The following is a 19,732-nucleotide window of genomic DNA, read 5'->3' on the forward strand; positions in this document are numbered from 1 at the left end:
CCTAGGCGATGCGGTCGGCGATCAACGGGCCGCGCTCGAACGCCGTCCCGGGCTCGGCGATGCGATACGAGCCCTCCAGCGCCTCCAGGGCGCGCTCGAAGCGTGCGGGCTCATCGGCGGAGAGAGTGAACAGCGGCTGGCCCGCGCGGACCTCGTCGCCCGGCTTCGCATGCAGGTCGATCCCCGCCGCGTGCTGCACGGGGTCCTGCTTGCGGGCGCGGCCCGCGCCGAGGCGCCAGGCGGCGATCCCGAACGGCAGAGCCTGCTGTTCGACGAGGATGCCATCGCGATCCGCGACGACGACGTGGGTCTCCTTCGCGACGGGGAGCGCCGCGTCGGGGTCTCCGCCCTGGGCGCGGATCACCTCGCGCCACTTGTCCATCGCGCGGCCGTCCTTCAGGGCCGCCTCGACGTCCTCGTCCGGCCGTCCGGCCAGGGTGAGCATCTCGCGTGCGAGAGCCACCGTCAGCTCGACGATGTCGGCGGGCCCGCCGCCGGCGAGGACCTCCACCGACTCACGCACCTCGTTGGCGTTTCCGATGGCGAGGCCGAGCGGGACGTTCATGTCGGTGAGCAGGGCGGAGGTCGCGACCCCCGCATCCCGGCCGAGCTCCACCATGGTGCGCGCCAGCTCGCGTGAGAGCTCGATGTCCTTGAGGAAGGCGCCCGATCCGAACTTCACGTCGAGCACGAGTGCGCTGGTGCCCTCCGCGATCTTCTTCGACATGATCGACGACGCGATCAGCGGGATCGCCTCCACCGTGCCGGTGATGTCGCGCAGGGCGTACAGCTTGCCGTCGGCGGGAGCGAGGCCCGAGCCGGCGGCGCAGATGACGCCGCCCTCGTTCTGCAGCTGGGCGAACATCTCCTCGTTGCTGAGGTTCGCGCGCCAGCCCGGGATGCTCTCCAGCTTGTCCAGCGTGCCACCGGTGTGGCCGAGCCCGCGGCCGGAGAGCTGCGGGACCGCGACACCGAACGTCGCGACCAGAGGCATCAGCGGGAGGGTGATCTTGTCGCCGACACCACCGGTGGAGTGCTTGTCGGCGGTCGGCTTGCCGAGGCCGGAGAAGTCCATCCGCTCGCCGGACGCGATCATCGCGAGCGTGAGGTCCTTGATCTCGCGCCGCGTCATGCCGTTCAGGAAGATCGCCATGGTCATCGCCGACATCTGCTCGTCGCCGACATAGCCGCGGGTGTATGCGTCCACCAGCCAGTCGATCTCGGCGGTGCTCAGCTCACCGCGGTCGCGCTTGGTCCTGATCAGGTCGACGGCGTCGAACGCCTCGACCGCTCCTGCAAGGTCGGTCACGAAGGTGCTTCCTGTTCAGTCGTTCTGGTGCTCGGCCGCGAAGGCGGCGAGCTGGCGGGGCCCGAACGCGTCGGGCAGCACCTGGTCGATGGTGCGGATTCCGGAGACCGTCTCCAGCAGCATCCCCTCGGCCGAGTGCTCGTACAGCAGTTGGCGGCAGCGCCCGCACGGCATCAGCGTGGCGCCGTCGCCGTCGACGCAGGTGAACGCGACCAGGCGGCCACCGCCCGTCATCGCGAGGGAGGAGACCAGGCCGCATTCGGCGCACAGCGTGACGCCGTAGCTGGCGTTCTCGACATTGCAACCGCTGACGATACGGCCGTCGTCGACCAGCGCGGCAGCACCCACCGGGAAGTTCGAGTACGGAGCGTACGCGTGCGACATCGCCTCGTTGGCGGCGGCACGCAAAGCGTCCCAGTCGATGGAATCGGCTACTGCACTCATGACTTGATGTACGGCTTTCCGTCGGCGGCGGGCGCGCGCGAGAGGCCGACCAGTCCGGCGACCGCGAAGATCGTCACCACGTAGGGCAGCATCAGCATGAACTCGCTCGGGACGGGCGAGCCGATGATGCTCAGCACGTTCTGCAGGTTCGACGCGAAGCCGAACAGCAGTGCGGCGAGGGTCGCGCGAATGGGGTCCCAGCGTCCGAAGATCACGGCGGCGAGGGCGATGAAGCCCTGACCGGCTGTCATCTCTTTGGAGAACGCTCCGACCGATCCCAGCGTGAAGTACGCGCCACCGAGACCGGCGATCGCGCCAGCGAGGGACACGTTCCAGAAGCGCGTGCTGTTGACGTTGATGCCGACGGTGTCCGCCGCCTCCGGGTGCTCTCCGACCGAACGGAGACGCAGGCCCCACCGGGTCTTGAAGAGTCCGAACCAGACCAGGAAGACCGCGATGTACATCAGGTACTCGATGATCGACTGGTCGAACAGCACCTTCCCGAGCACGGGGATGTCACTGAGCAGGGGGATGGGCCAGTTCGGCAGGCGCGACGGGTGGTTGAGAAGCTGCGGGTTGCCCGCCAGGACCTTCGAGTACAGGAAGCTCGTGAGACCGATGACCAGCACGTTCAGCACCACGCCGACGATCACCTGGTCGACGAGGTACTTGATCCCGAAAGCCGCGAGGAGAAAGGAGACCAGCACGCCCGCGATCATCGCGGCGATGAGGCCCACGACCCAGCTTCCGGTGAGCGTGGCCGTCATCGCGGAGACGAAGGCGCCGGCGAGGAGCTGGCCCTCGATCGCGACGTTCACGACACCGCCACGCTCCGAAACCACTCCGCCGAGAGCACCGAACACGAGCGGAACGGCGAGGGACACCGTACCGAGCAGCAGACCGGTGACCGGGACCGGGTACGGACTCCCCGAGTCGGCCCAGGCCAGGAAGGCGAACATGAAGAGGAGCGAGAAGACGATGACGACCCAGATGGGCGTCTTCTGCGCACGGTACGACAGGTAGGCGCTCCAGAGCGTCAGCCCCAGCAGCAGGATGATCACCACCGTGGTGGTCAGGAACGTGTCGACCGTCAGGGCGGGGAGCTTGATCGCATCCGATGTCTCGGAGAACCGGAAGCTGCTCTGCCCGTGGCGAGCGAACCCGAAGAACAGGATGACGCTGATCACGACGAAGACACCGAAAGCGATCGGGGCCTTCCAGGAGCGGATCTCCGCCTTCTCGAGGACGATCGGGGAGGAGTCGGGAACGACGGGGGCGGTGGTGGTCACTTGGCCTCCACCTCCTTCGTGACGATGGGACCCTGTCTCCGGGGAGCGCTCCCGGGTGTCGGCAGGCGGAAGATCGCCCGCACCAGCGGGGGCGCGGCGACGAACAGGACGATGAGCGACTGCAGGATGAGGACGATGTCGATCGGGATGTCGTTGGCCGCCTGGATCGTGTAGCCGCCGGCCTTGAGCGCTCCGAACAGCAGACCCGCGATGAACACGCCCCACGGCCGGGAACGGCCGAGCAGGGCGACGGTGATCGCGTCGAAGCCGATGCCCGCATCCACTCCCGAGCTGATGCCCTGGGGGAAGACGCCGAGCGCCTGGCTCGCGCCGGCGATGCCGACGAGCCCACCAGCGATGAGCATCGCAGAGACGTAGATGTTCTTGACGTTGATGCCGGCGACCCGCGCGGCGTTCGGGTTCTCGCCCACCGCGCGGAAGCGGAAGCCGAGGCTGGACCTGTCGATCAGCCACCAGACGAAGACGGTCGCGGCAATGACGACGACGAAGGCCCAGGTGAGGTTGTACTGGTCGCCGAACAGCGGCGGGAACACGGCGTTCGGGTGCACGGCCGGCGCCTTCGGGTTGTTCGACCCCGGCGCCTGGAGCAGCCCCTTGGTGCGCAGCAGGTAGGAGATCAGGTAGAAGGCGATGTAGTTGAGCATGATCGTCACGATCACCTCGTGCGCACCGGTCCGCGCCTTCAGCAGGCCGACGATGCCGGCCCAGATCGCGCCGCCGACGATGCCGGCGACGACGGCGAGCACCAGGTGGACGACGGGCGGGAGGTTGAAGGAGAACCCGACCCAGGCGGCAGCGGCCGCCGCGATGAGGATCTGCCCCTGGCCACCGATGTTGAACAGCCCGACCCGGAAGGCCAGCGCGACGCCGAGGCCGCTGACGATCAGCGGAGTGGCGAAGTTGAGCGTCTCGGTCAGCGGACGGATGCCCGCGGAGAAGGTCGGACGGCGGAAGTTGTAGATCGCACCCTGGAACATCGAGACGTAGGCGTTGGAGACCGAGTTCCAGATCGCCGAGAAGGTGTCCCCCGGCCGGGCGAAGAAGTAGCCGGCCGCGTGCTGAACCTGCGGGTCGGTCAGGGCGATGAGCACGGCCCCGACGATCAGCGCCAGCACGACGGCAAGGATCGAGATGATCACCGGGCCGCTCATGATGTCGCGGACCACCTGGTTCCAGCGCGAGGGCTCCTCGTCGTGGCCAGGGGCCGGTGCCGGTCTTCCCGGCTCCACGGGCTGGGCCGGCGCCGCGGGCTGGCCGGCCGTTGGGGTCCCGGTCATGCTGCTGCTCCTGCCTGCTCCGGCGATTCGCCGGCCATCATGAGGCCGAGGACGTCGCGAGACGTGTTCCCCGGCACGATTCCTACGATCCCGCCGCGGTACATCACCGCGATGCGGTCGGCCAGAGCGGCCACCTCGTCGAGCTCCGTGGAGACGACGATGACGGGCACGCCCGAGTCACGCGTCTCGACGATGCGCTTGTGGACGAATTCGATCGAGCCGACGTCGAGTCCGCGGGTCGGCTGCGCGGCCACGAACAGCCGGAGCTCCCTGCTCAGCTCGCGGGCGAGCACGACCTTCTGCGCGTTGCCGCCCGAGAGCCGACCCACCTTGGTGTCGATGGACTGGGTGCGGACGTCGAATTCGCGCACCTTCTCGTCGGCGAAGTCTTTGAGGTAGGAGAACTGGATGTTGCCGCCCTTGACGAACGGGTCTCCCGTCGATCGGTCGAGCATCAGGTTCTCCTGGATGCTGAACTCCCCGACCAGGCCGTCCTCATTGCGGTCCTCCGGCACGAACCCGACACCGGCGTCGAGCACCTTGCGGACGCTGTGACCCTGGATCGGCACGCCGTCGAGGAGGATCTCGCCCTGGACGCGCGGCTGGAGGCCGATGATCGCCTCCGTCAGCTCGGTCTGGCCGTTGCCCTGAACCCCCGCGATGGCGAGGATCTCGCCCGCGCGCACCTCGAAGCTGACGTTGTTGACGACGAGTTGGCCGATGGGGTCGATGACCGAGAGATTCTGCACCACCAGAGCGGCGGCGCCGGGCACCGATGGCTTCTTGTCGACCGTCAACGAGACGGCCCGGCCGACCATCATGGACGCCAGCTCTACGTTGGTGGCGGTCGGCTCGGCCTCTCCGATGACCTTGCCGAGACGGATCACCGTGATGCGGTCGGCGACCTCGCGCACCTCGCGCAGCTTGTGGGTGATGAAGATGATCGCCGTGCCCTGCTCCTTGAGCTGGCGCATGATGCCCATCAGCTCGTCTGTCTCCTGCGGGGTGAGCACAGCGGTCGGCTCGTCGAAGACCAGGACCTTCGCGTTCTGCGACAGGGCCTTGATGATCTCAACGCGCTGCTGCACGCCGACGGGCAGGTCTTCGACCAGTGCGTCCGGGTCGACGTCGAAACCGAACCTGGCCGAGATCTCGCGCACCCGTGCGCGGGCCGCGTTGAGGTCCAGACGACCGCCGAACTTCGTCTGCTCGTGGCCGAGCATCACGTTCTCGGCCACCGTGAACACGGGGATGAGCATGAAATGCTGGTGCACCATCCCGATGCCGGCCTTCATGGCGTCGCCCGGGCCGGCGAAGTGCTGGACGGCATCGTCGAGCAGGATCTCGCCCTCGTCGGCCTGGTAGAAGCCGTAGAGCACGTTCATCAGGGTGGACTTGCCTGCACCGTTCTCGCCGAGCAGACAGTGGATTTCGCCGGGTTCGACCGTGAGGTCGATGTGGTCGTTCGCGACTAGGGCACCGAACCGTTTGGTGATGCCGCGGAGCTCGAGCTTCATTCGGGTGGGTTCCTTCTCTACTCGCCCGGGGGGAGCACACACGCGGAATGGCTGGTGGCCTCGACGCGCATATTCACCCTACCTTCCTGCGCATATGTCAGTGTGCGCGCAGATGAGCACTGGCGACAAGTGCGAAACGCAACAGGGAGGCCAGCCGTGGCTGACCTCCCTGTCGACGCGTTCTCGTCGCTGTTACTGCTTGGGCGACGAGGGCGACGTGACCTTGATCGAGCCGTCGATGATGCCGGCCTTGATCTTGTCGAGCTCGCCCTTTAGGCCCGAGTCCACCTTCGACTCGAAGTTGTGGAACGGAGCAAGGCCGACGCCCTCGTTCTTCAGCGTGCCCACGTACGGGGTGCTGTCGAACTTGCCGTTGGCCGCCTGGGTGACGACGTCGTTCGTGGCCGGCTTCATGCCCTTCATCACCGAGGTGAGGAGCAGGTCCTTCACGGTCGGGTCGGAGAGGAAGACGTCGGCGTCGACACCGATCATCGCGATCGGCTTGCCGGAGTCCTTGATCGCCTGCGCGGCCGACTGGTAGATCGGGCCACCAACGGGCATGATCACGTCGGCGTTCTGGTCGATGATGCCCTGAGCCGTGTTCTTCGCGGTCTCGTTGGCGTCGAAGCCACCGGTGAAGGAGCCGTTCTGCTTGTCGACATCCCAGCCGACGACCTTGACCGACTTGCCCTTCTGGTCGTTGAAGTACTTCACGCCGTCCGCGAAGCCATCCATGAAGATGGTGACGGTCGGGATCTGCATTCCGCCGAAGGTGCCGACGATGCCGGTCTTCGAGTAGCTCGCCGCCGAATAGCCGGCCAGGAACGCCGCCTGAGCGGTGTCGAAGATGATCGGCTTGACGTTCTTCGCCTGGATCTCGTTGTCGTCGATGATCGCGAAGTTGATGTCCGGGTTCGCCTTCGCGGCCTTCTCCGTCGCGTCCTTGAGAAGGAAGCCGACCGTGACGACGAGGTTGCAGTTCGCGTTGACCATGCTGTCGATGTTCGGAGCGAAGTCGTTCTCGCTCTTCGACTCCGCCGACTTGTACTTGACGTTCAGCGACTTCGCGGCCTGCTGCAGGCCCTCGTAGCCGAGCTGGTTGAACGAGTGGTCATCGAATCCACCGGAGTCGGAGACCATGCAGGGGGTGAAGTTGGTCTTGGCGGCACCGCTGGACGAGCTGTCCGACGGAGCAGCTGAGCACGCGGCGAGCAGCGACATGACGCCGACCGCCGCCAGGCCGAGCAGGCCGGCCTTACGGGCTGTGATTGACAAGGTTGTTCCTCCAAGATGCGTAGTCCGCGTGGGTGGTCGCGGGCTGTATGCGGTTCACGTTACCGAATGTGACGAACGGCTCCGTCCGAAAATGCGGCTTCTTCATGCAAGCGTTACAAACGCTCACACGATTGGCACGCGCTCATTCGCGCACGCTGTCACCCATTCGGGAGGGGCTGCTCAGAGCCAGCCGCGTCGCTTGAAGATGCCGTAGAGCAGTCCGCTCAAACCGACCATCGCCAGCACGGCGAGCGGATAGCCCAGCGGCCACTCCAACTCCGGCATGTGCGTGAAGTTCATCCCGTAGATACCGGCGATCAGCGTCGGTGCGAACAGGATGGCCGCCCACGACGAGATCTTCTTGACCTCTTCACCCTGCCGATGGCTGGAGTGCGCCAGGCGGGTCATCTCCTCGTTCTGCCGTTCGGACACCAGCGTCGAGTTCACCGTCAGGATGTCGCGCAGCAGGTAGCGGAACGCATCCACCCGCTCATTCACCTGGGTGAGGTGGTCGGCGACGTCGCGCAGGCGGCGCTCCAGCTCCTGGGTCACGCCGTACTTGGCCGACCCGCGCTCCAGCGCCAGCATCACGGCGGAGAGCGGATGCGTCGCCCGCTGGAAGTCGATCACCTCGCGCGACAGCTCGTAGATACGCCGGGAGACCAGCGCATCCCCGCCGAACACCTGGGTCTCGATCTCGTCGATGTCGTTGGCGAGACCGGCGACGACCGGGCTGTATGCATCCACGACCGCATCGATGATCGCGTACAGGATGGCCTGCGGGCCGAGGGCGAGCAGCTCCGGCTCCCCCTCCATCCGCTGCCGCACGTGCGACAAGTCGGGCGACTCGCTGTGGCGCACCGTGATCACGAAGTTCGGCCCGACGAAGAGGTGCAGTTCGCCGAAGTCGACCTCCTCCGGCACGTCCAGGTAGTTCGCGGCCTTGAGCACGACGAACAGCACGGTGTCGTAGCGCTCCAGCTTCGGGCGCTGGTGGGCGACGATGGCATCTTCGATCGCCAGCGGGTGGAGGCTGAACTCCTCCGCGAGCGACATCAGTTCCTGCTCGGTCGGCCGGTACAGACCGATCCAGGCGACGCCGCCGGGTGTCCGGTCGAGCGCGGCGTACGTGTCGGCGAGCGTCGCTGGCGACGACACTCGCACTCCACCCGCGTAGATGGCGCTGTCGACCATGCTGCGCCGGCCGGTCGTCGGCTCGGCGGGCTGCTGCACGTCGGCGGTGGACGGAGGCTCGACCCGGCGGGTGCGCGTGACGAAGGGCATGGGAATGCCGCGTCGGTTCAGGTTGGCCATCGGTCACCTCCAGGGTGCAGAGGACGGAAGTCTGCGAACAGCAGGGCGGCCCGCGCCGGGGCCACCTAACTGTACGCTCGCGATCCCTCCGGACGCTGGACGCCGGACGCGGCCACGTCTGCGATGACGTTCAGGATGACGCGCTCGTAGTGGCCGGTCAGCTCACCGCAGACGACATCCCAGCTGCGGCCGAGGACGGCGCGGCGGCCGGCCTCCCCCATCCGGCGCCTGAGTGCGCCGTCACGGACCAGCATGGCGACCGCGGCGCGAAGGGAGCGGTCGTCCGACGGCGGGAACAGCAGCCCGTCGACGCCGTGCTCGACGAGGTCGATGGGTCCGCCGGCGCGCGGCGCGATGACGGGCAGGCCGGAGGCGTGCGCCTCCTGGACCGTCTGGCCGAAGGTCTCCTCCGACCCGGTATGTACGAACAGGTCGAACGCAGCGTACGCGGCCGCCAGGTCCTCCCCGCCCAGGCGGCCCAGCCAGTGCACGTTGACGCCGCGCAGCTCGCGCGCCACCGCATCCCGCGATGGACCGTCTCCGACGATCGCGACCGACAGCCCGGAGATCCCGCGCAGCGAGCTCAGCCGTTCGACCTGCTTCTCCGGGGCGATCCGGCCTACGTAGCCGACCACGGTCTCACCGTCCGGAGAAAGTCGTTCGCGCAGGGCCGCCGCGGCCGGTGTCCTCTTCTTATTGGGGTGGTAGCGCTCGAGGTCGACTCCCCGGCCCCAGCGCTCCACGCGGGAGACACCGGCGGAGCGGAGGTCGTACTCGCTGGCCGCGGACGGCGCCAGCGTCAGGTCGGCGCCGTCGTGCACCCAGCGGACGTATTTCCAGGCGATGGCGGAGGTGACCCCCAGGCCGTTGCGGCGGGCGTAGCCTGCCACGTCCGTCTGGTAGATGGCGATCGACGGGACGCCGAGGCGGTTCGCGGCGGCGATCGCCTGCGCGCCGAGGAAGAAGGGAGAGGCCGCGTGCAGCACATCCGGACCGAATCCGGCGAGGATGCGCTGCACCTGAGGGCTCGGCAGCCCCACGGGGAACTGACGGTACGCGAATGACGGCACCTGGTGGATGCGGAACCCGGCGTACTCGGCGGGCGCCCCGGCCTCCGGGCAGATCACGATCGCTTCGTGCCCCTGCTTCGCCAGGTGATCGAGCACCCGGAGCACGCTCGTGGTGACCCCGTTGACCGTGGGAAGGAAGCTCTCGCTGACCACCGCGACTCGCATGTCCGCAACGCTAGGAGCGCGCGATGTCGCAACCGTGAACGGCGGGTGTCCGGCAGCGCTCGGTATCCTTTCGGCATGACGCGTCGCAGGATCACCACCCAGGGCCCGCCGATCGAGCGCTTCTACAGCGTGATCCCGGCCGGGGGCATCGGGTCCCGGCTGTGGCCGCTGTCGCGCGCGGACGCACCGAAATTCCTGCACGACCTCACCGGTTCCGGCCAGACGCTCCTCCGCGACACCTGGGACCGGCTGATCCCGCTCTCCGGCGAGCAGCGCATCATGGTCGTCACCGGGCGCGCGCACCGCGCAGCGGTCGAGGGGCAGCTCCCTGCACTCGCCGACCCGAACGTCGTGCTCGAGTCGGAGCCGCGCGACTCCACCGCGGCGATCGGTCTGGCCGCCGCCATCCTGGAGCGGCGCGAGCCGGGGGTCATCATCGGCTCGTTCGCCGCCGACCATGTCATCAACAATCTGCCGCTCTTCCAGCTGGCGGTCCGGGAGGCCGCAGCAGCGGCCGAAGCTGGGTACATCACCACCATCGGCATCCGTCCGACCGAGCCTGCGGTCGGCTTCGGCTACATCCACTTCGGCGACCGACTGGAGATCGCTGGCGCCCCCAGCGCGCTGGCCGTCGACTCGTTCAAAGAGAAGCCGGACCTGGAGACGGCCGAGGGCTACGTCGAGAACGGCTCGTACCTCTGGAACGCGAGCATGTTCATCGCGCGCGCCGACCGCCTGCTGGAGGAGATCGGGCGCAACCGGCCCCGACTCCTGGAGGGGCTGCAGGAGCTCGCCGAGGCGTGGGACGACCCGGCGACGCGCGGGCCGGCGGTTGACCGCATCTGGCCGGGACTCGAGCGCATCGCGATCGACTACACCGTCGCGGAGCCGGCCGCCGCGGCCGGTCGCCTCGCCGTCATCCCCGGGTACTTCGACTGGGACGACGTTGGCGACTTCGCCTCGCTGGCCAAGCTCAACTCAGGGGGCCGCAAGTCGGACCTCGCGATCCTCGGCGAGAACGCCCGCGTGCTCTCCGACTCGTCCAGCGGCATCGTGGTCAGCCAGAGCAACCGGGTGATCAGCCTGATCGGGGTCAAAGACATCGTCGTCGTCGACACTCCCGACGCCCTGCTGGTCACCACGAGCGAGAACGCGCAGCGCGTGAAGTCGGTGGTGGATGCGCTCAAGCTCACCGGGTCCACCGACGTGCTGTAAAGCGTCGTGCGGTAAAGCGTCGTGCTGTAAAGCGTCGTGCTGTAGAGGTCAGTCGGCGACCGACGGGTCGTCGCGGATGTCGGCCACCAGCCGTGCGATCTCCTCCTCGGAGACCTGCAGACCGGTCTCGCCGAACCGCTGCCTCAGCAAAAGCTCCGTGTCGTGGGCGCGGCCGCCCTGCATGTCGCTCCGCACCTGCTCCACGATGCCTGCGATCTTCGCATCGTCGGTCGCCTCGGTGCTCCCGTGCATGATCGGTTCGTCCTGTGTCATGGCCTGGACCGTACGCCGCGGCCCCTCCAGCGTCGAGGGCGAGTTATCTCGACGTCGAGATAACCAAGGTCACCCTAAGAGGCGTGACCCCCGCACGCGGCATAGACTGACGCTGCGCTCAGCGCGTTCGATGAAGCGATCTGCAACCAGGAGGGTTGTCCCGTGTCAGACCAAGCGACAGGGACGCTGCAGCCGGCCAAGACCCGGCCCGGCGGCACTCTGTACCGAGGCCGCGAGGGGATGTGGTCGTGGGTACTCCACCGCATCACCGGCGTCGCCATCTTCTTCTTCCTTCTCGTCCACATCCTGGACACCTCGCTCCTCCGCGTGAGCCCTGAGGCCTACAACGCGGTGATCGGCACCTACAAGAACCCGATCATGGGGTTCGGCGAGATGGCTCTCGTCGCGGCGATCATCTTCCACGCCTTCAACGGCATCCGGATCATCCTCATCGACTTCTGGAGCAAAGGCGTCAAGTACCAGAAGGCGATGTTCTGGATCGTCATCGCGCTCTGGGTGATCCTGATGGCCGGCTTCGTGCCGACGCAGCTCATCCACATCTTCTCGGAGGTGAACTGACGTGACGACCATCGAAGCGCCCCGCACCCCCGCCCGCTCCAGCCGCTCCGGCAAGAACTGGGAGAAGTGGGGCTGGATCTACATGCGGGTCTCCGGCCTGGTGCTGGTGATCCTGATCTTCGGCCACCTGCTCATCAACCTCGTGCTCGGCGACGGCGTGAAGCAGATCGACTTCGCCTTCGTCGCGGGCAAGTACGCGACCCCGTTCTGGCAGGTCTGGGACCTGCTGATGCTCTGGCTGGCCCTCATCCACGGCGGCAACGGGATGCGCACGCTGATCAACGACTACGCGTACAACCGCACCGTCAACCGCATCCTGAAGTGGGCTGTGCTCGCCGCGGTCGTGGTGCTGATCGCGCTCGGAACTCTCGTGATCTTCACGTTCGACCCCTGCCCTGTCGGCGCACACGCCGCCGACCTGCCGTCGTTCTGCCCAGCACACTGACCGAGCCCCGCATCCCGAGCCCGCGATGAATCGACACGGAAAACCTGTGACAACAGAAGCTACTGAATCCACCGTCATCGACGGCGTCCACTACCACGAGTTCGACATCGTCATCGTCGGCGCCGGCGGCGCCGGGATGCGAGCAGCGATCGAGGCGGGTCCCCACGCCCGCACGGCCGTGATCTCGAAGCTCTACCCCACCCGCTCGCACACGGGCGCAGCGCAGGGCGGCATGGCCGCGGCGCTCGCCAACGTGGAGGAGGACAGCTGGGAGTGGCACACCTTCGACACCGTCAAGGGCGGCGACTACCTCGTCGACCAGGACGCGGCGGAGATCCTCGCCAAGGAGGCCATCGACGCGGTCATCGACCTCGAGAACATGGGCCTCCCCTTCAACCGCACGCCCGAGGGCAAGATCGACCAGCGGCGCTTCGGCGGTCACACCCGCGACCACGGCAAGGCACCGGTCCGCCGCGCCTGCTACGCCGCCGACCGCACCGGCCACATGATTCTGCAGACGCTGTTCCAGAACTGCGTCAAGCTCGGCATCAACTTCTTCAACGAGTTCTATGTGCTCGACGTGATCATGAGCGAGGTGGATGGGGTCCCTCAGCCTGCGGGCGTCGTCGCGTACGAGCTCTCCACCGGTGAGCTGCACGTCTTCCACTCGAAGGCCATCATCTTCGCCACCGGCGGCTTCGGGAAGATCTACAAGACCACCTCCAACGCGCACACTCTCACCGGTGACGGCGTCGGCATCATCTGGCGCAAGGGCCTGCCGCTGGAGGACATGGAGTTCTTCCAGTTCCACCCGACCGGCCTGGCCGGGCTCGGCATCCTCCTCACCGAGGGCGCGCGAGGCGAGGGCGCCATCCTCCGCAACGCCTCCGGCGAGCGGTTCATGGAGCGCTACGCGCCGACGATCAAAGACCTCGCGCCGCGCGACATCGTCGCCCGCTGCATGGTTCAGGAGGTCGCGGAGGGTCGCGGCGCCGGCCCGCACAAGGACTACGTGCTGCTCGACTGCACGCACCTCGGCGCGGAGGTCCTGGAGACCAAGCTTCCGGACATCACGGAGTTCGCCCGCACGTACCTCGGCGTCGACCCGGTCGTCGAGCCAGTGCCCGTCATGCCGACCGCGCACTACGCGATGGGCGGCATCCCGACCAACGTCAAGGCCGAGGTGCTGCGCGACAACACGACCGTCGTACCTGGCCTCTACGCCGCGGGCGAGTGCGCGTGCGTCTCCGTGCACGGATCCAACCGCCTGGGCACCAACTCGCTCCTCGACATCAACGTGTTCGGCAAGCGAGCAGGCAACAACGCGGTCGAGTACATCAAGACCGCCGAGTTCGTCCCGCTGCCGGATGACCCGGCCGCGGCCGTCCGCAGCATGATCGGCGACCTGCGGACCTCCACCGGAACCGAGCGCATCGCGGCGATCCGCAAGGAGCTGCAGGACGAGATGGACCGGAACGCCCAGGTGTTCCGGACCGACGAATCCCTCGCCCAGGTCACCGAGACCATTCATGGGCTGCGTGAGCGGTACCGCCACGTGCAGGTGCAAGACAAGGGACGCCGCTACAACACCGACCTCCTCGAGGCTGTCGAGCTCGGCTTCCTGCTCGACCTGGCGGAGGTCGTCGTCTACTCGGCCCGGAACCGCAAGGAGTCGCGCGGCGGCCACATGCGCGACGACTTCCCGAAGCGCGACGACGAGAACTACATGCAGCACACGATGGCCTACCTCTCCGGCGACCCGCACTCGTCGGACGCGGCAGACCACATCACGCTCGACTGGAAGCCGGTCGTCATCACGCGCTACCAGCCGATGGAGAGGAAGTACTGATGTCGAACGCCGTACTCGAGACTCCCCCGGCCCCCGAGGCGCCGGTCCAGTCGTTCACCGTGACCCTGATCATCCGCCGCTTCGACCCGGATGTGGACTCGGAGCCGCGCTGGCAGGACTTCGACGTCGAGCTGTTCGCGACCGACCGCATCCTGGACGCCCTGCACAAGATCAAGTGGGAGCAGGACGGCTCGCTGACGTTCCGCCGCTCGTGCGCCCACGGCATCTGCGGCTCGGACGCCATGCGCATCAACGGTCGCAACCGCCTCGCCTGCAAGACGCTGATCAAGGACCTCGACATCACGAAGCCGATCTACGTCGAGGCGATCAAGGGCCTTCCGCTCGAGAAGGACCTCATCGTCGACATGGAGCCGTTCTTCGAGAGCTACCGCGAGGTCCAGCCGTTCCTGGTCGCGAACTCTGCGCCTGTGAAGGGCAAGGAGCGCATCCAGTCCGTCGCCGACCGTGCCCGCTTCGACGACACCACCAAGTGCATCCTCTGCGCCGCGTGCACGTCGTCCTGCCCGGTGTTCTGGACCGACGGCCAGTACTTCGGTCCGGCTGCGATCGTCAACGCGCACCGCTTCATCTTCGACTCGCGCGACGACAACGCGGCCGTGCGCCTCGACATCCTCAACGACAAGGAGGGTGTGTGGCGCTGCCGCACGACCTTCAACTGCACCGACGCGTGCCCCCGCGGCATCCAGGTGACCCAGGCGATCGCCGAGGTCAAGCAGGCCATCATGCGGGGCAAGCCCTGATCACCCGCTAGCCACGACCTCAGACGGCCCGATCTTCACTTGTGGAGACCGGGCCGTTTGCTCTCTGTCGCAAACGGAGGACTTTCGCCCTCGGGGCCCCCGTTTGGCCTCCGTTCCCGGCTCGGAGACGGCGAGTCGCGACCGTACTCCTCCGTTTCCAGCCGTGGACGCAAACGGAGGTGGTATGGGTCGACACGCCGCAGACTGCCGGGAAACGGAGGACGCTCGTAGCGGGTCCGCCGAAAGCCCCTCCGTTTCCCACAGTCGGCGGCGGGAGTGCCAGGCATGGTGACCGCCGTGGGTACCCCCACTTAGGTAGAGCGGGCCGTTTGCACGCTCGCTATCCTGGCGGCGTGGCCAAGAAGTCCAAGCACGCTCCTCTGGAGCCCGATCCGGCGGCGCAGCGCGTCGAAGGCTCCGAAGAGCCAGAGGAGTCGCTGAAGGAGCGCCTGCTCGAACGGGCCGACCCGATCAGGCGCAGGCTGCAGCGGCCGGTGCAGCGCGTGTCCGGCTGGGCCAAATGGGTGGAGAACCTGCGCCCCTACCGCGTCTACATCAACTTCTCGCACTCGGACGGAAATCTCCGCGCGGCCGGCATGGGCTATCAGTCTCTGTTCGCGGTGTTCGCAGCGTTGTGGCTCGGCTTCTCCATCGCGAATGTGTGGCTGCACGGCAACCCCGATCTCTATGAGGCGCTGATCACGGTGATCAACCGGGTCGTGCCCAACCTGATCGCCACCTCGACGTCGCCGGGGGCGATCACCACCCAGCAGCTCGATTCCGCCTCGGCGTTCGGCTGGGCGGGGGTCATCGCGGCGGTCGGCCTGCTGTGGACGGCCATCGGCTGGCTGTACTACACGCGCCAGGCCGTCCGCGCGGTCTTCGGGCTCAGCCGCGACACGACCAACTATGTCCTCCAGAAGATCCGGGACCTCTTCCTCGCGCTGGCGTTCGGGATCGTTCTCATCGCCTCCGCGCTGCTCACCATCCTGAGCACACAGGCGCTCTCGTTCGTCTTGCAACTTCTCGACCTCAGCTCCAACTCCTTCTGGACGGCACTGGCGGCCCGCTACTCGGGCCTGCTCGTGTCGGTCGTGCTCAACACATTCACCCTGGGCGCGATGTACCGCGTGATGTCGCGGGTCGCCATCCCGTTCCGCAATCTGATCTTCGGGTCGCTGCTGGGGGCGGCGATCCTGGCCGGGCTCAGTATCCTCGCCGGTCTGCTGTTCCGGACCTCGAACAACCCGCTGCTCGCCACCTTCGCCGTGTTCATCGGTCTCCTGCTCTGGTTCAACCTGATGTCGCGCGTCATCCTGCTTGCGGCGTCGTGGATCGCCGTCGGGATGTTCGACCGCGGCCTGTCGCCGCGGCACGTGACTGCCGAGCAGGCGGAAGCCGAACGGGCGGCGGCTGAGCGGCAGGCGCGCGAGCTGGTGGCGGCCGCCGAGCTCGCGCACGCTCGCGAGGATCTGGCGAAATCCCGATGGTTCGAGCGGCTGCCTGCCCAGCGCCGGGTCGCGAAGGCGGAGCAGCGGCTGAACGACCTGCTGGACCAGGGTGCTGTCGGCGCCCCCCGGTAGGCTGGAGGCATGCCCTCGAGTCGCCTGCGCATCGCCACGATCAACGCCAATGGCATCCGCGCCGCCTTCCGAAAGGGCATGGGCGCCTGGCTCGACGGGCGCGACGTCGACATCCTCGCCATCCAGGAGGTTCGCGCCTCGACGGAAGACCTGCAGGGCCTCCTCGGCGACGAGTGGGACATCGTCCACGACCCGGCGACGGCGAAGGGCAGAGCCGGTGTCGCGATCGCCAGCCGGCACCGTGCGTCCATCCACCGGGTGGAGCTCGGGCCGACCGACTTCGACAGTGCGGGCCGCTGGCTCGAGGCCGACTACGAGGTCGGCGACACGATCGTCACCGTCGTCAGCGCCTACGTGCACTCCGGCGAGGCCGGCACCGAGAAGCAGGCCGAGAAGTACCGCTTCCTGGATGCGATGGAGGCGCGCCTGCCCGAGCTGCAGAAGCACAATGAGCTCGCCGTGGTGATGGGCGACCTCAATGTCGGGCACCGGACCCTCGACATCCGCAACTGGAAGGGCAACGTCAAGCGCGCCGGATTCCTGCCGGAGGAGCGCGCCTACTTCGACCGCATCCTCGGCGAGGAGGGCGACGACGGCTACAACGCCGGGGCCGGTCTCGGCTGGGTCGACGTGGTCCGCCGGCACGCCGGTGAGGTGGACGGCCCGTACACCTGGTGGACGTGGCGGGGTCAGGCGTTCGACAAGGACACGGGCTGGCGGATCGACTACCAACTCGCCACGCCGGCCCTCGCGGCACGCGTGAAGGACGTCGCGGTGGACCGCGCGGCCGCCTACGACGAGCGATGGTCCGACCACACCCCTGTGGTCGTCGACTACGAGCTCTGACGGCTGCCCGTATCCCCCCGATTCCTCCTGACTTCGAAAGCTGACCATGACGACATCCGCTCAACCCCGCCTCTACTCGGGCATGCAGCCCTCGGCAGACTCCCTGCACCTGGGCAACTACATCGGCGCACTCCTGCAGTGGAAAGAACTGCAGGGCACGCACGACGCCTTCTTCGCGGTCGTCGACCTGCACGCCATCACCGCAGCGCAAGACCCGGCGGAGCTCCGCGAGAAGACGCGGCGCACGGCGGCGCAGTACATCGCCGCCGGCATCGACCCGTCCGCGTCCACCCTCTACGTGCAGTCGCACGTCCCCGCGCACGCGCAGCTGGCCTGGGTGCTGAACACCATCACCGGGTTCGGCGAGGCATCGCGCATGACGCAGTTCAAGGACAAGTCCGCCAAGCAGGGCGCGGACGCCGCCTCTGTCGGCCTGTTCGCTTATCCGGTGCTCATGGCAGCTGACATCCTGCTGTTCGACGCCGAAGTCGTGCCGGTGGGCGACGACCAGCGGCAGCACGTGGAGCTGACGCGGGATCTCGCCGAGCGCTTCAACAGCCGCTTCGGGCCGACGTTCGTCGTGCCGCAGGCGATGATCCTGAAGGACAGCGCCCGCATCTACGACCTGCAGAACCCGGAGTCGAAGATGTCGAAGTCGGCGGAGTCCGGTGCAGGCATCATCTGGATGCTGGACGAGCCCGAGGTGACGCGCAAGAAGATCATGCGCGCCGTGACCGACACCGACGGGGTCGTTGCGTTCGACCGCGAGGGCAAGCCGGGCATCTCCAACCTGCTCACCATCTACTCGGCGCTGAGCGGCCGCTCCATCGAGTCGCTCGAGCTGGAGTACGAGGGCAAGGGCTACGGCGACTTCAAGAAAGGTCTCGTGGAGGTCGTGGTGGACGAGTTCGCGCCGGTCCGGCAGCGGGCGGTCGACCTCCTCGCCGACCCGGCCGAGTTGGACCGCATCCTGGCCACGAACGCCAACCGCGCGAGCGAGGTCGCGGAGGACACCCTGGCGAAGGCGTACGAGCGCGTGGGCTTCCTGCGGCGGGCGCGCTGATGCCGCAACCCGTCGTCCTGACCGGCGAGCGGGTCACCCTGTCCACTCCCTCGCTGGCGGATATCGACCGGATCGCGGAGCTGTGCGGCGATCCCGCGATCGCGCGCTGGACGACCGTCCCGTCGCCCTACCGGCGCGAGCACGCCGTCGGCTTCGTGACCAGCGTTGTCCCGGACGGGTGGGCGAGCGGCCGGGTCTGCACCTGGGCCGTGCGCACGGGCGACGTGCTGGTCGGGATGGTCAGCATCGCCGACATCCACGAGCGCCAGGGCGAGATCGGCTACTGGCTGGCATCCGAGGCCCGCGGACGCGGCGTCATGTCGGAGGCCGTGGACCTGGTCATCCGATTCGGGTTCGGCGCACGGCCGCACGGCTTGGCACTGGAGCGGATGGTCTGGCGTGCACTGGTGGGAAACGCCGCCAGCGCGGCCGTCGCGCGTCGCGCCGGTTTCCGCTGGGAGGGCTCGGTCAGCGGCGGTGCGGAGCAGCGCGGCGAGCGGTTCGACGAGTGGCGTGCCAGCCTGCTGCCGGATGGCCCACGCGAGCCTGCTGACGACTGGCCCGACGACTCCTACGTGCAAGCGGCCGTATGAGCGAGCAGCCCACCGACGCTCCGCGCGTCGTGCTCTTCGACCTCGACGACACGCTCTTCGCGCACCGCGCCGCGGTGGAGGCGGGCATCCTGGTCTACGCGGAGACCCTGGGACCTCCGTACGGCGCCCTCGAGGCGGACGAGGTGGTGACGATCTGGCATGACCTCGAAGAGGAGCACTACCACTCCTACCTCGCGGGCGATCTCGACTTCGAGGGCCAGCGGCGTGCACGCGCCCGCGACTTCGCCGAGCGCCACGGCGTGCGGCTGAACGACGAGGAGGCGAGCGCCTGGTTCGCGGACTACTTCGAGCACTACGTCGCGGCCTGGTCGCTCCACGACGACGCGATCCCGACCTTCGAAGCACTCGAGCGCACGCTTCCGGGCGTCCGCTTCGGGCTCATCACGAACGGCGATCTCGCCTTCCAGCGCCGCAAGGTCGAGACGGTGGGGCTGGATGCGCGCATCGAGCACCTCATCGCCTCGGGCGAGCTCGGGGTCGTCAAGCCCGACGCGGCGATCTTCCATGCGGCGTGCCAGACCTTCGGCGTGCGTCCGGACCAGGCCGCCTACGTCGGCGACCGCCTCCGCACCGACGCGATCGGCGCCGCGCAAGCCGGGCTGACAGGCGTCTGGCTGAACCGCCGCGACGCCGTCCCCTCCCCCGACGACGAACTGGACGCCGTCACGGCGGGCGTGCACACCATCCACTCGCTCGCCGAGCTCGCGCCGCTGCTCAGCCGATCCATGGGACGCAACACGCCGTTCTGAGCGAGCCGTAACGGCGTGTTGCGTCCCCTGGATGCCCGAGGACGGCGAAGCGCCGCCCGGCGGAAACCGGACGG

At 67.7% G+C, this 19,732-nt stretch carries 19 protein-coding genes; 10 read left to right on the forward strand and 9 right to left on the reverse strand.

Features of this window, described 5'->3' with window-relative positions; translation table 11 throughout:
* Position 1 precedes the first annotated feature (1 nt).
* The 8 genes from AB4079_RS16590 to AB4079_RS16625 all read right to left on the reverse strand — a co-directional run bounded on the left by AB4079_RS16590 (position 2) and on the right by AB4079_RS16625 (position 9,681).
* Positions 2-1,309 carry a thymidine phosphorylase gene (locus AB4079_RS16590; RefSeq protein ID WP_441788425.1) on the reverse strand — a complete coding sequence of 436 codons (1,308 nt, stop codon included), beginning with the start codon at positions 1,307-1,309 and terminating at the stop codon, positions 2-4.
* 15 nt (positions 1,310-1,324) lie between these two features.
* Positions 1,325-1,753 carry a cytidine deaminase gene (locus AB4079_RS16595; RefSeq protein WP_441788426.1) on the reverse strand — a complete coding sequence of 143 codons (429 nt, stop codon included), beginning with the start codon at positions 1,751-1,753 and terminating at the stop codon, positions 1,325-1,327.
* Positions 1,750-3,042, reverse strand: a complete 1,293-nt coding sequence (locus tag AB4079_RS16600) for an ABC transporter permease (protein WP_441788427.1) — start codon at positions 3,040-3,042, stop codon at positions 1,750-1,752. The genes AB4079_RS16595 and AB4079_RS16600 overlap by 4 nt, the downstream gene beginning before the upstream one ends.
* Positions 3,039-4,340: an ABC transporter permease gene (locus AB4079_RS16605; RefSeq protein ID WP_441788428.1), complete on the reverse strand. Its 1,302-nt coding sequence runs from the start codon at positions 4,338-4,340 to the stop codon at positions 3,039-3,041. Before AB4079_RS16605 ends, AB4079_RS16600 begins: the two co-directional genes overlap by 4 nt.
* Positions 4,337-5,857 carry an ABC transporter ATP-binding protein gene (locus tag AB4079_RS16610; RefSeq protein WP_441788429.1) on the reverse strand — a complete coding sequence of 507 codons (1,521 nt, stop codon included), beginning with the start codon at positions 5,855-5,857 and terminating at the stop codon, positions 4,337-4,339. Before AB4079_RS16610 ends, AB4079_RS16605 begins: the two co-directional genes overlap by 4 nt.
* A gap of 192 nt (positions 5,858-6,049) precedes the next feature.
* On the reverse strand, positions 6,050-7,132 hold the full coding sequence (locus AB4079_RS16615; protein ID WP_441788430.1) for a BMP family lipoprotein: 1,083 nt from the start codon (positions 7,130-7,132) through the stop codon (positions 6,050-6,052).
* Between the two features lie 180 nt (positions 7,133-7,312).
* The gene (locus AB4079_RS16620; protein ID WP_441788431.1) at positions 7,313-8,446 is read right to left on the reverse strand and encodes a magnesium and cobalt transport protein CorA; all 1,134 of its coding nucleotides are present in this window, start codon (positions 8,444-8,446) and stop codon (positions 7,313-7,315) included.
* Positions 8,447-8,511: 65 nt separating this feature from the next.
* Positions 8,512-9,681, reverse strand: coding sequence for a glycosyltransferase family 4 protein (locus AB4079_RS16625; protein ID WP_441788432.1), 1,170 nt, complete (start codon positions 9,679-9,681; stop codon positions 8,512-8,514).
* A 75-nt stretch (positions 9,682-9,756) separates the two neighbouring features.
* Here AB4079_RS16625 and AB4079_RS16630 point away from each other — a divergent pair, with 75 nt between their 5' ends.
* A complete protein-coding gene (locus AB4079_RS16630; RefSeq protein ID WP_441788433.1) occupies positions 9,757-10,896 on the forward strand; it encodes a mannose-1-phosphate guanylyltransferase in 1,140 nt (379 codons plus the stop codon).
* Positions 10,897-10,944: 48 nt separating this feature from the next.
* Here AB4079_RS16630 and AB4079_RS16635 read toward each other — a convergent pair whose 3' ends face one another.
* Positions 10,945-11,169, reverse strand: coding sequence for a hypothetical protein (locus tag AB4079_RS16635; protein WP_441788434.1), 225 nt, complete (start codon positions 11,167-11,169; stop codon positions 10,945-10,947).
* 186 nt (positions 11,170-11,355) lie between these two features.
* Between AB4079_RS16635 and sdhC the strand changes: the two genes are divergently transcribed.
* The 9 genes from sdhC (at position 11,356) to AB4079_RS16680 (ending at position 19,658) form a co-directional block, all read left to right on the forward strand.
* Positions 11,356-11,748 (forward strand): succinate dehydrogenase, cytochrome b556 subunit, encoded by a 393-nt coding sequence (gene sdhC, locus AB4079_RS16640; RefSeq protein ID WP_441788568.1) that lies wholly within the window; start codon positions 11,356-11,358, stop codon positions 11,746-11,748.
* A gap of 1 nt (position 11,749) precedes the next feature.
* Positions 11,750-12,193 (forward strand): succinate dehydrogenase hydrophobic membrane anchor subunit, encoded by a 444-nt coding sequence (locus tag AB4079_RS16645; RefSeq protein WP_441788435.1) that lies wholly within the window; start codon positions 11,750-11,752, stop codon positions 12,191-12,193.
* 25 nt (positions 12,194-12,218) lie between these two features.
* On the forward strand, positions 12,219-14,042 hold the full coding sequence (gene sdhA / locus AB4079_RS16650) for a succinate dehydrogenase flavoprotein subunit (protein WP_441788436.1): 1,824 nt from the start codon (positions 12,219-12,221) through the stop codon (positions 14,040-14,042).
* Entirely contained in the window at positions 14,042-14,803 is a 762-nt protein-coding gene (locus AB4079_RS16655) for a succinate dehydrogenase iron-sulfur subunit (protein ID WP_441788437.1), read from the forward strand. Before sdhA ends, AB4079_RS16655 begins: the two co-directional genes overlap by 1 nt.
* A gap of 353 nt (positions 14,804-15,156) precedes the next feature.
* The gene (locus AB4079_RS16660) at positions 15,157-16,386 is read left to right on the forward strand and encodes a YihY/virulence factor BrkB family protein (RefSeq protein WP_441788438.1); all 1,230 of its coding nucleotides are present in this window, start codon (positions 15,157-15,159) and stop codon (positions 16,384-16,386) included.
* 9 nt (positions 16,387-16,395) lie between these two features.
* Positions 16,396-17,232, forward strand: coding sequence for an exodeoxyribonuclease III (locus tag AB4079_RS16665; RefSeq protein WP_441788439.1), 837 nt, complete (start codon positions 16,396-16,398; stop codon positions 17,230-17,232).
* Positions 17,233-17,278: 46 nt separating this feature from the next.
* On the forward strand, positions 17,279-18,295 hold the full coding sequence (trpS, locus tag AB4079_RS16670) for a tryptophan--tRNA ligase (protein ID WP_441788440.1): 1,017 nt from the start codon (positions 17,279-17,281) through the stop codon (positions 18,293-18,295).
* Positions 18,295-18,888, forward strand: coding sequence for a GNAT family N-acetyltransferase (locus AB4079_RS16675; protein ID WP_441788441.1), 594 nt, complete (start codon positions 18,295-18,297; stop codon positions 18,886-18,888). Before trpS ends, AB4079_RS16675 begins: the two co-directional genes overlap by 1 nt.
* Entirely contained in the window at positions 18,885-19,658 is a 774-nt protein-coding gene (locus AB4079_RS16680; RefSeq protein WP_441788442.1) for an HAD family hydrolase, read from the forward strand. Before AB4079_RS16675 ends, AB4079_RS16680 begins: the two co-directional genes overlap by 4 nt.
* The last annotated feature ends 74 nt before the right edge of the window (positions 19,659-19,732 follow it).

Origin of the sequence: Leifsonia sp. 2MCAF36 (assembly GCF_052115525.1) — a bacterium.
In the GTDB taxonomy this organism is placed as follows: Bacteria; Actinomycetota; Actinomycetes; order Actinomycetales; family Microbacteriaceae; genus Leifsonia.

What these genes read in the sequence shown, in the direction of transcription:
- AB4079_RS16595 (WP_441788426.1), bottom strand. Translation starts at nt 1,753, where the DNA reads ATGAGTGCAGTAGCCGATTCCATCGACTGGGACGCTTTGCGTGCCGCC.
- AB4079_RS16605 (WP_441788428.1), bottom strand. Translation starts at nt 4,340, where the DNA reads ATGACCGGGACCCCAACGGCCGGCCAGCCCGCGGCGCCGGCCCAGCCC.
- AB4079_RS16610 (WP_441788429.1), bottom strand. Translation starts at nt 5,857, where the DNA reads ATGAAGCTCGAGCTCCGCGGCATCACCAAACGGTTCGGTGCCCTAGTC.
- AB4079_RS16620 (WP_441788431.1), bottom strand. Translation starts at nt 8,446, where the DNA reads ATGGCCAACCTGAACCGACGCGGCATTCCCATGCCCTTCGTCACGCGC.
- AB4079_RS16625 (WP_441788432.1), bottom strand. Translation starts at nt 9,681, where the DNA reads ATGCGAGTCGCGGTGGTCAGCGAGAGCTTCCTTCCCACGGTCAACGGG.
- AB4079_RS16630 (WP_441788433.1), top strand. Translation starts at nt 9,757, where the DNA reads ATGACGCGTCGCAGGATCACCACCCAGGGCCCGCCGATCGAGCGCTTC.
- AB4079_RS16635 (WP_441788434.1), bottom strand. Translation starts at nt 11,169, where the DNA reads ATGACACAGGACGAACCGATCATGCACGGGAGCACCGAGGCGACCGAC.
- sdhA (WP_441788436.1), top strand. Translation starts at nt 12,219, where the DNA reads ATGAATCGACACGGAAAACCTGTGACAACAGAAGCTACTGAATCCACC.
- AB4079_RS16655 (WP_441788437.1), top strand. Translation starts at nt 14,042, where the DNA reads ATGTCGAACGCCGTACTCGAGACTCCCCCGGCCCCCGAGGCGCCGGTC.
- AB4079_RS16665 (WP_441788439.1), top strand. Translation starts at nt 16,396, where the DNA reads ATGCCCTCGAGTCGCCTGCGCATCGCCACGATCAACGCCAATGGCATC.
- trpS (WP_441788440.1), top strand. Translation starts at nt 17,279, where the DNA reads ATGACGACATCCGCTCAACCCCGCCTCTACTCGGGCATGCAGCCCTCG.
- AB4079_RS16675 (WP_441788441.1), top strand. Translation starts at nt 18,295, where the DNA reads ATGCCGCAACCCGTCGTCCTGACCGGCGAGCGGGTCACCCTGTCCACT.
- AB4079_RS16680 (WP_441788442.1), top strand. Translation starts at nt 18,885, where the DNA reads ATGAGCGAGCAGCCCACCGACGCTCCGCGCGTCGTGCTCTTCGACCTC.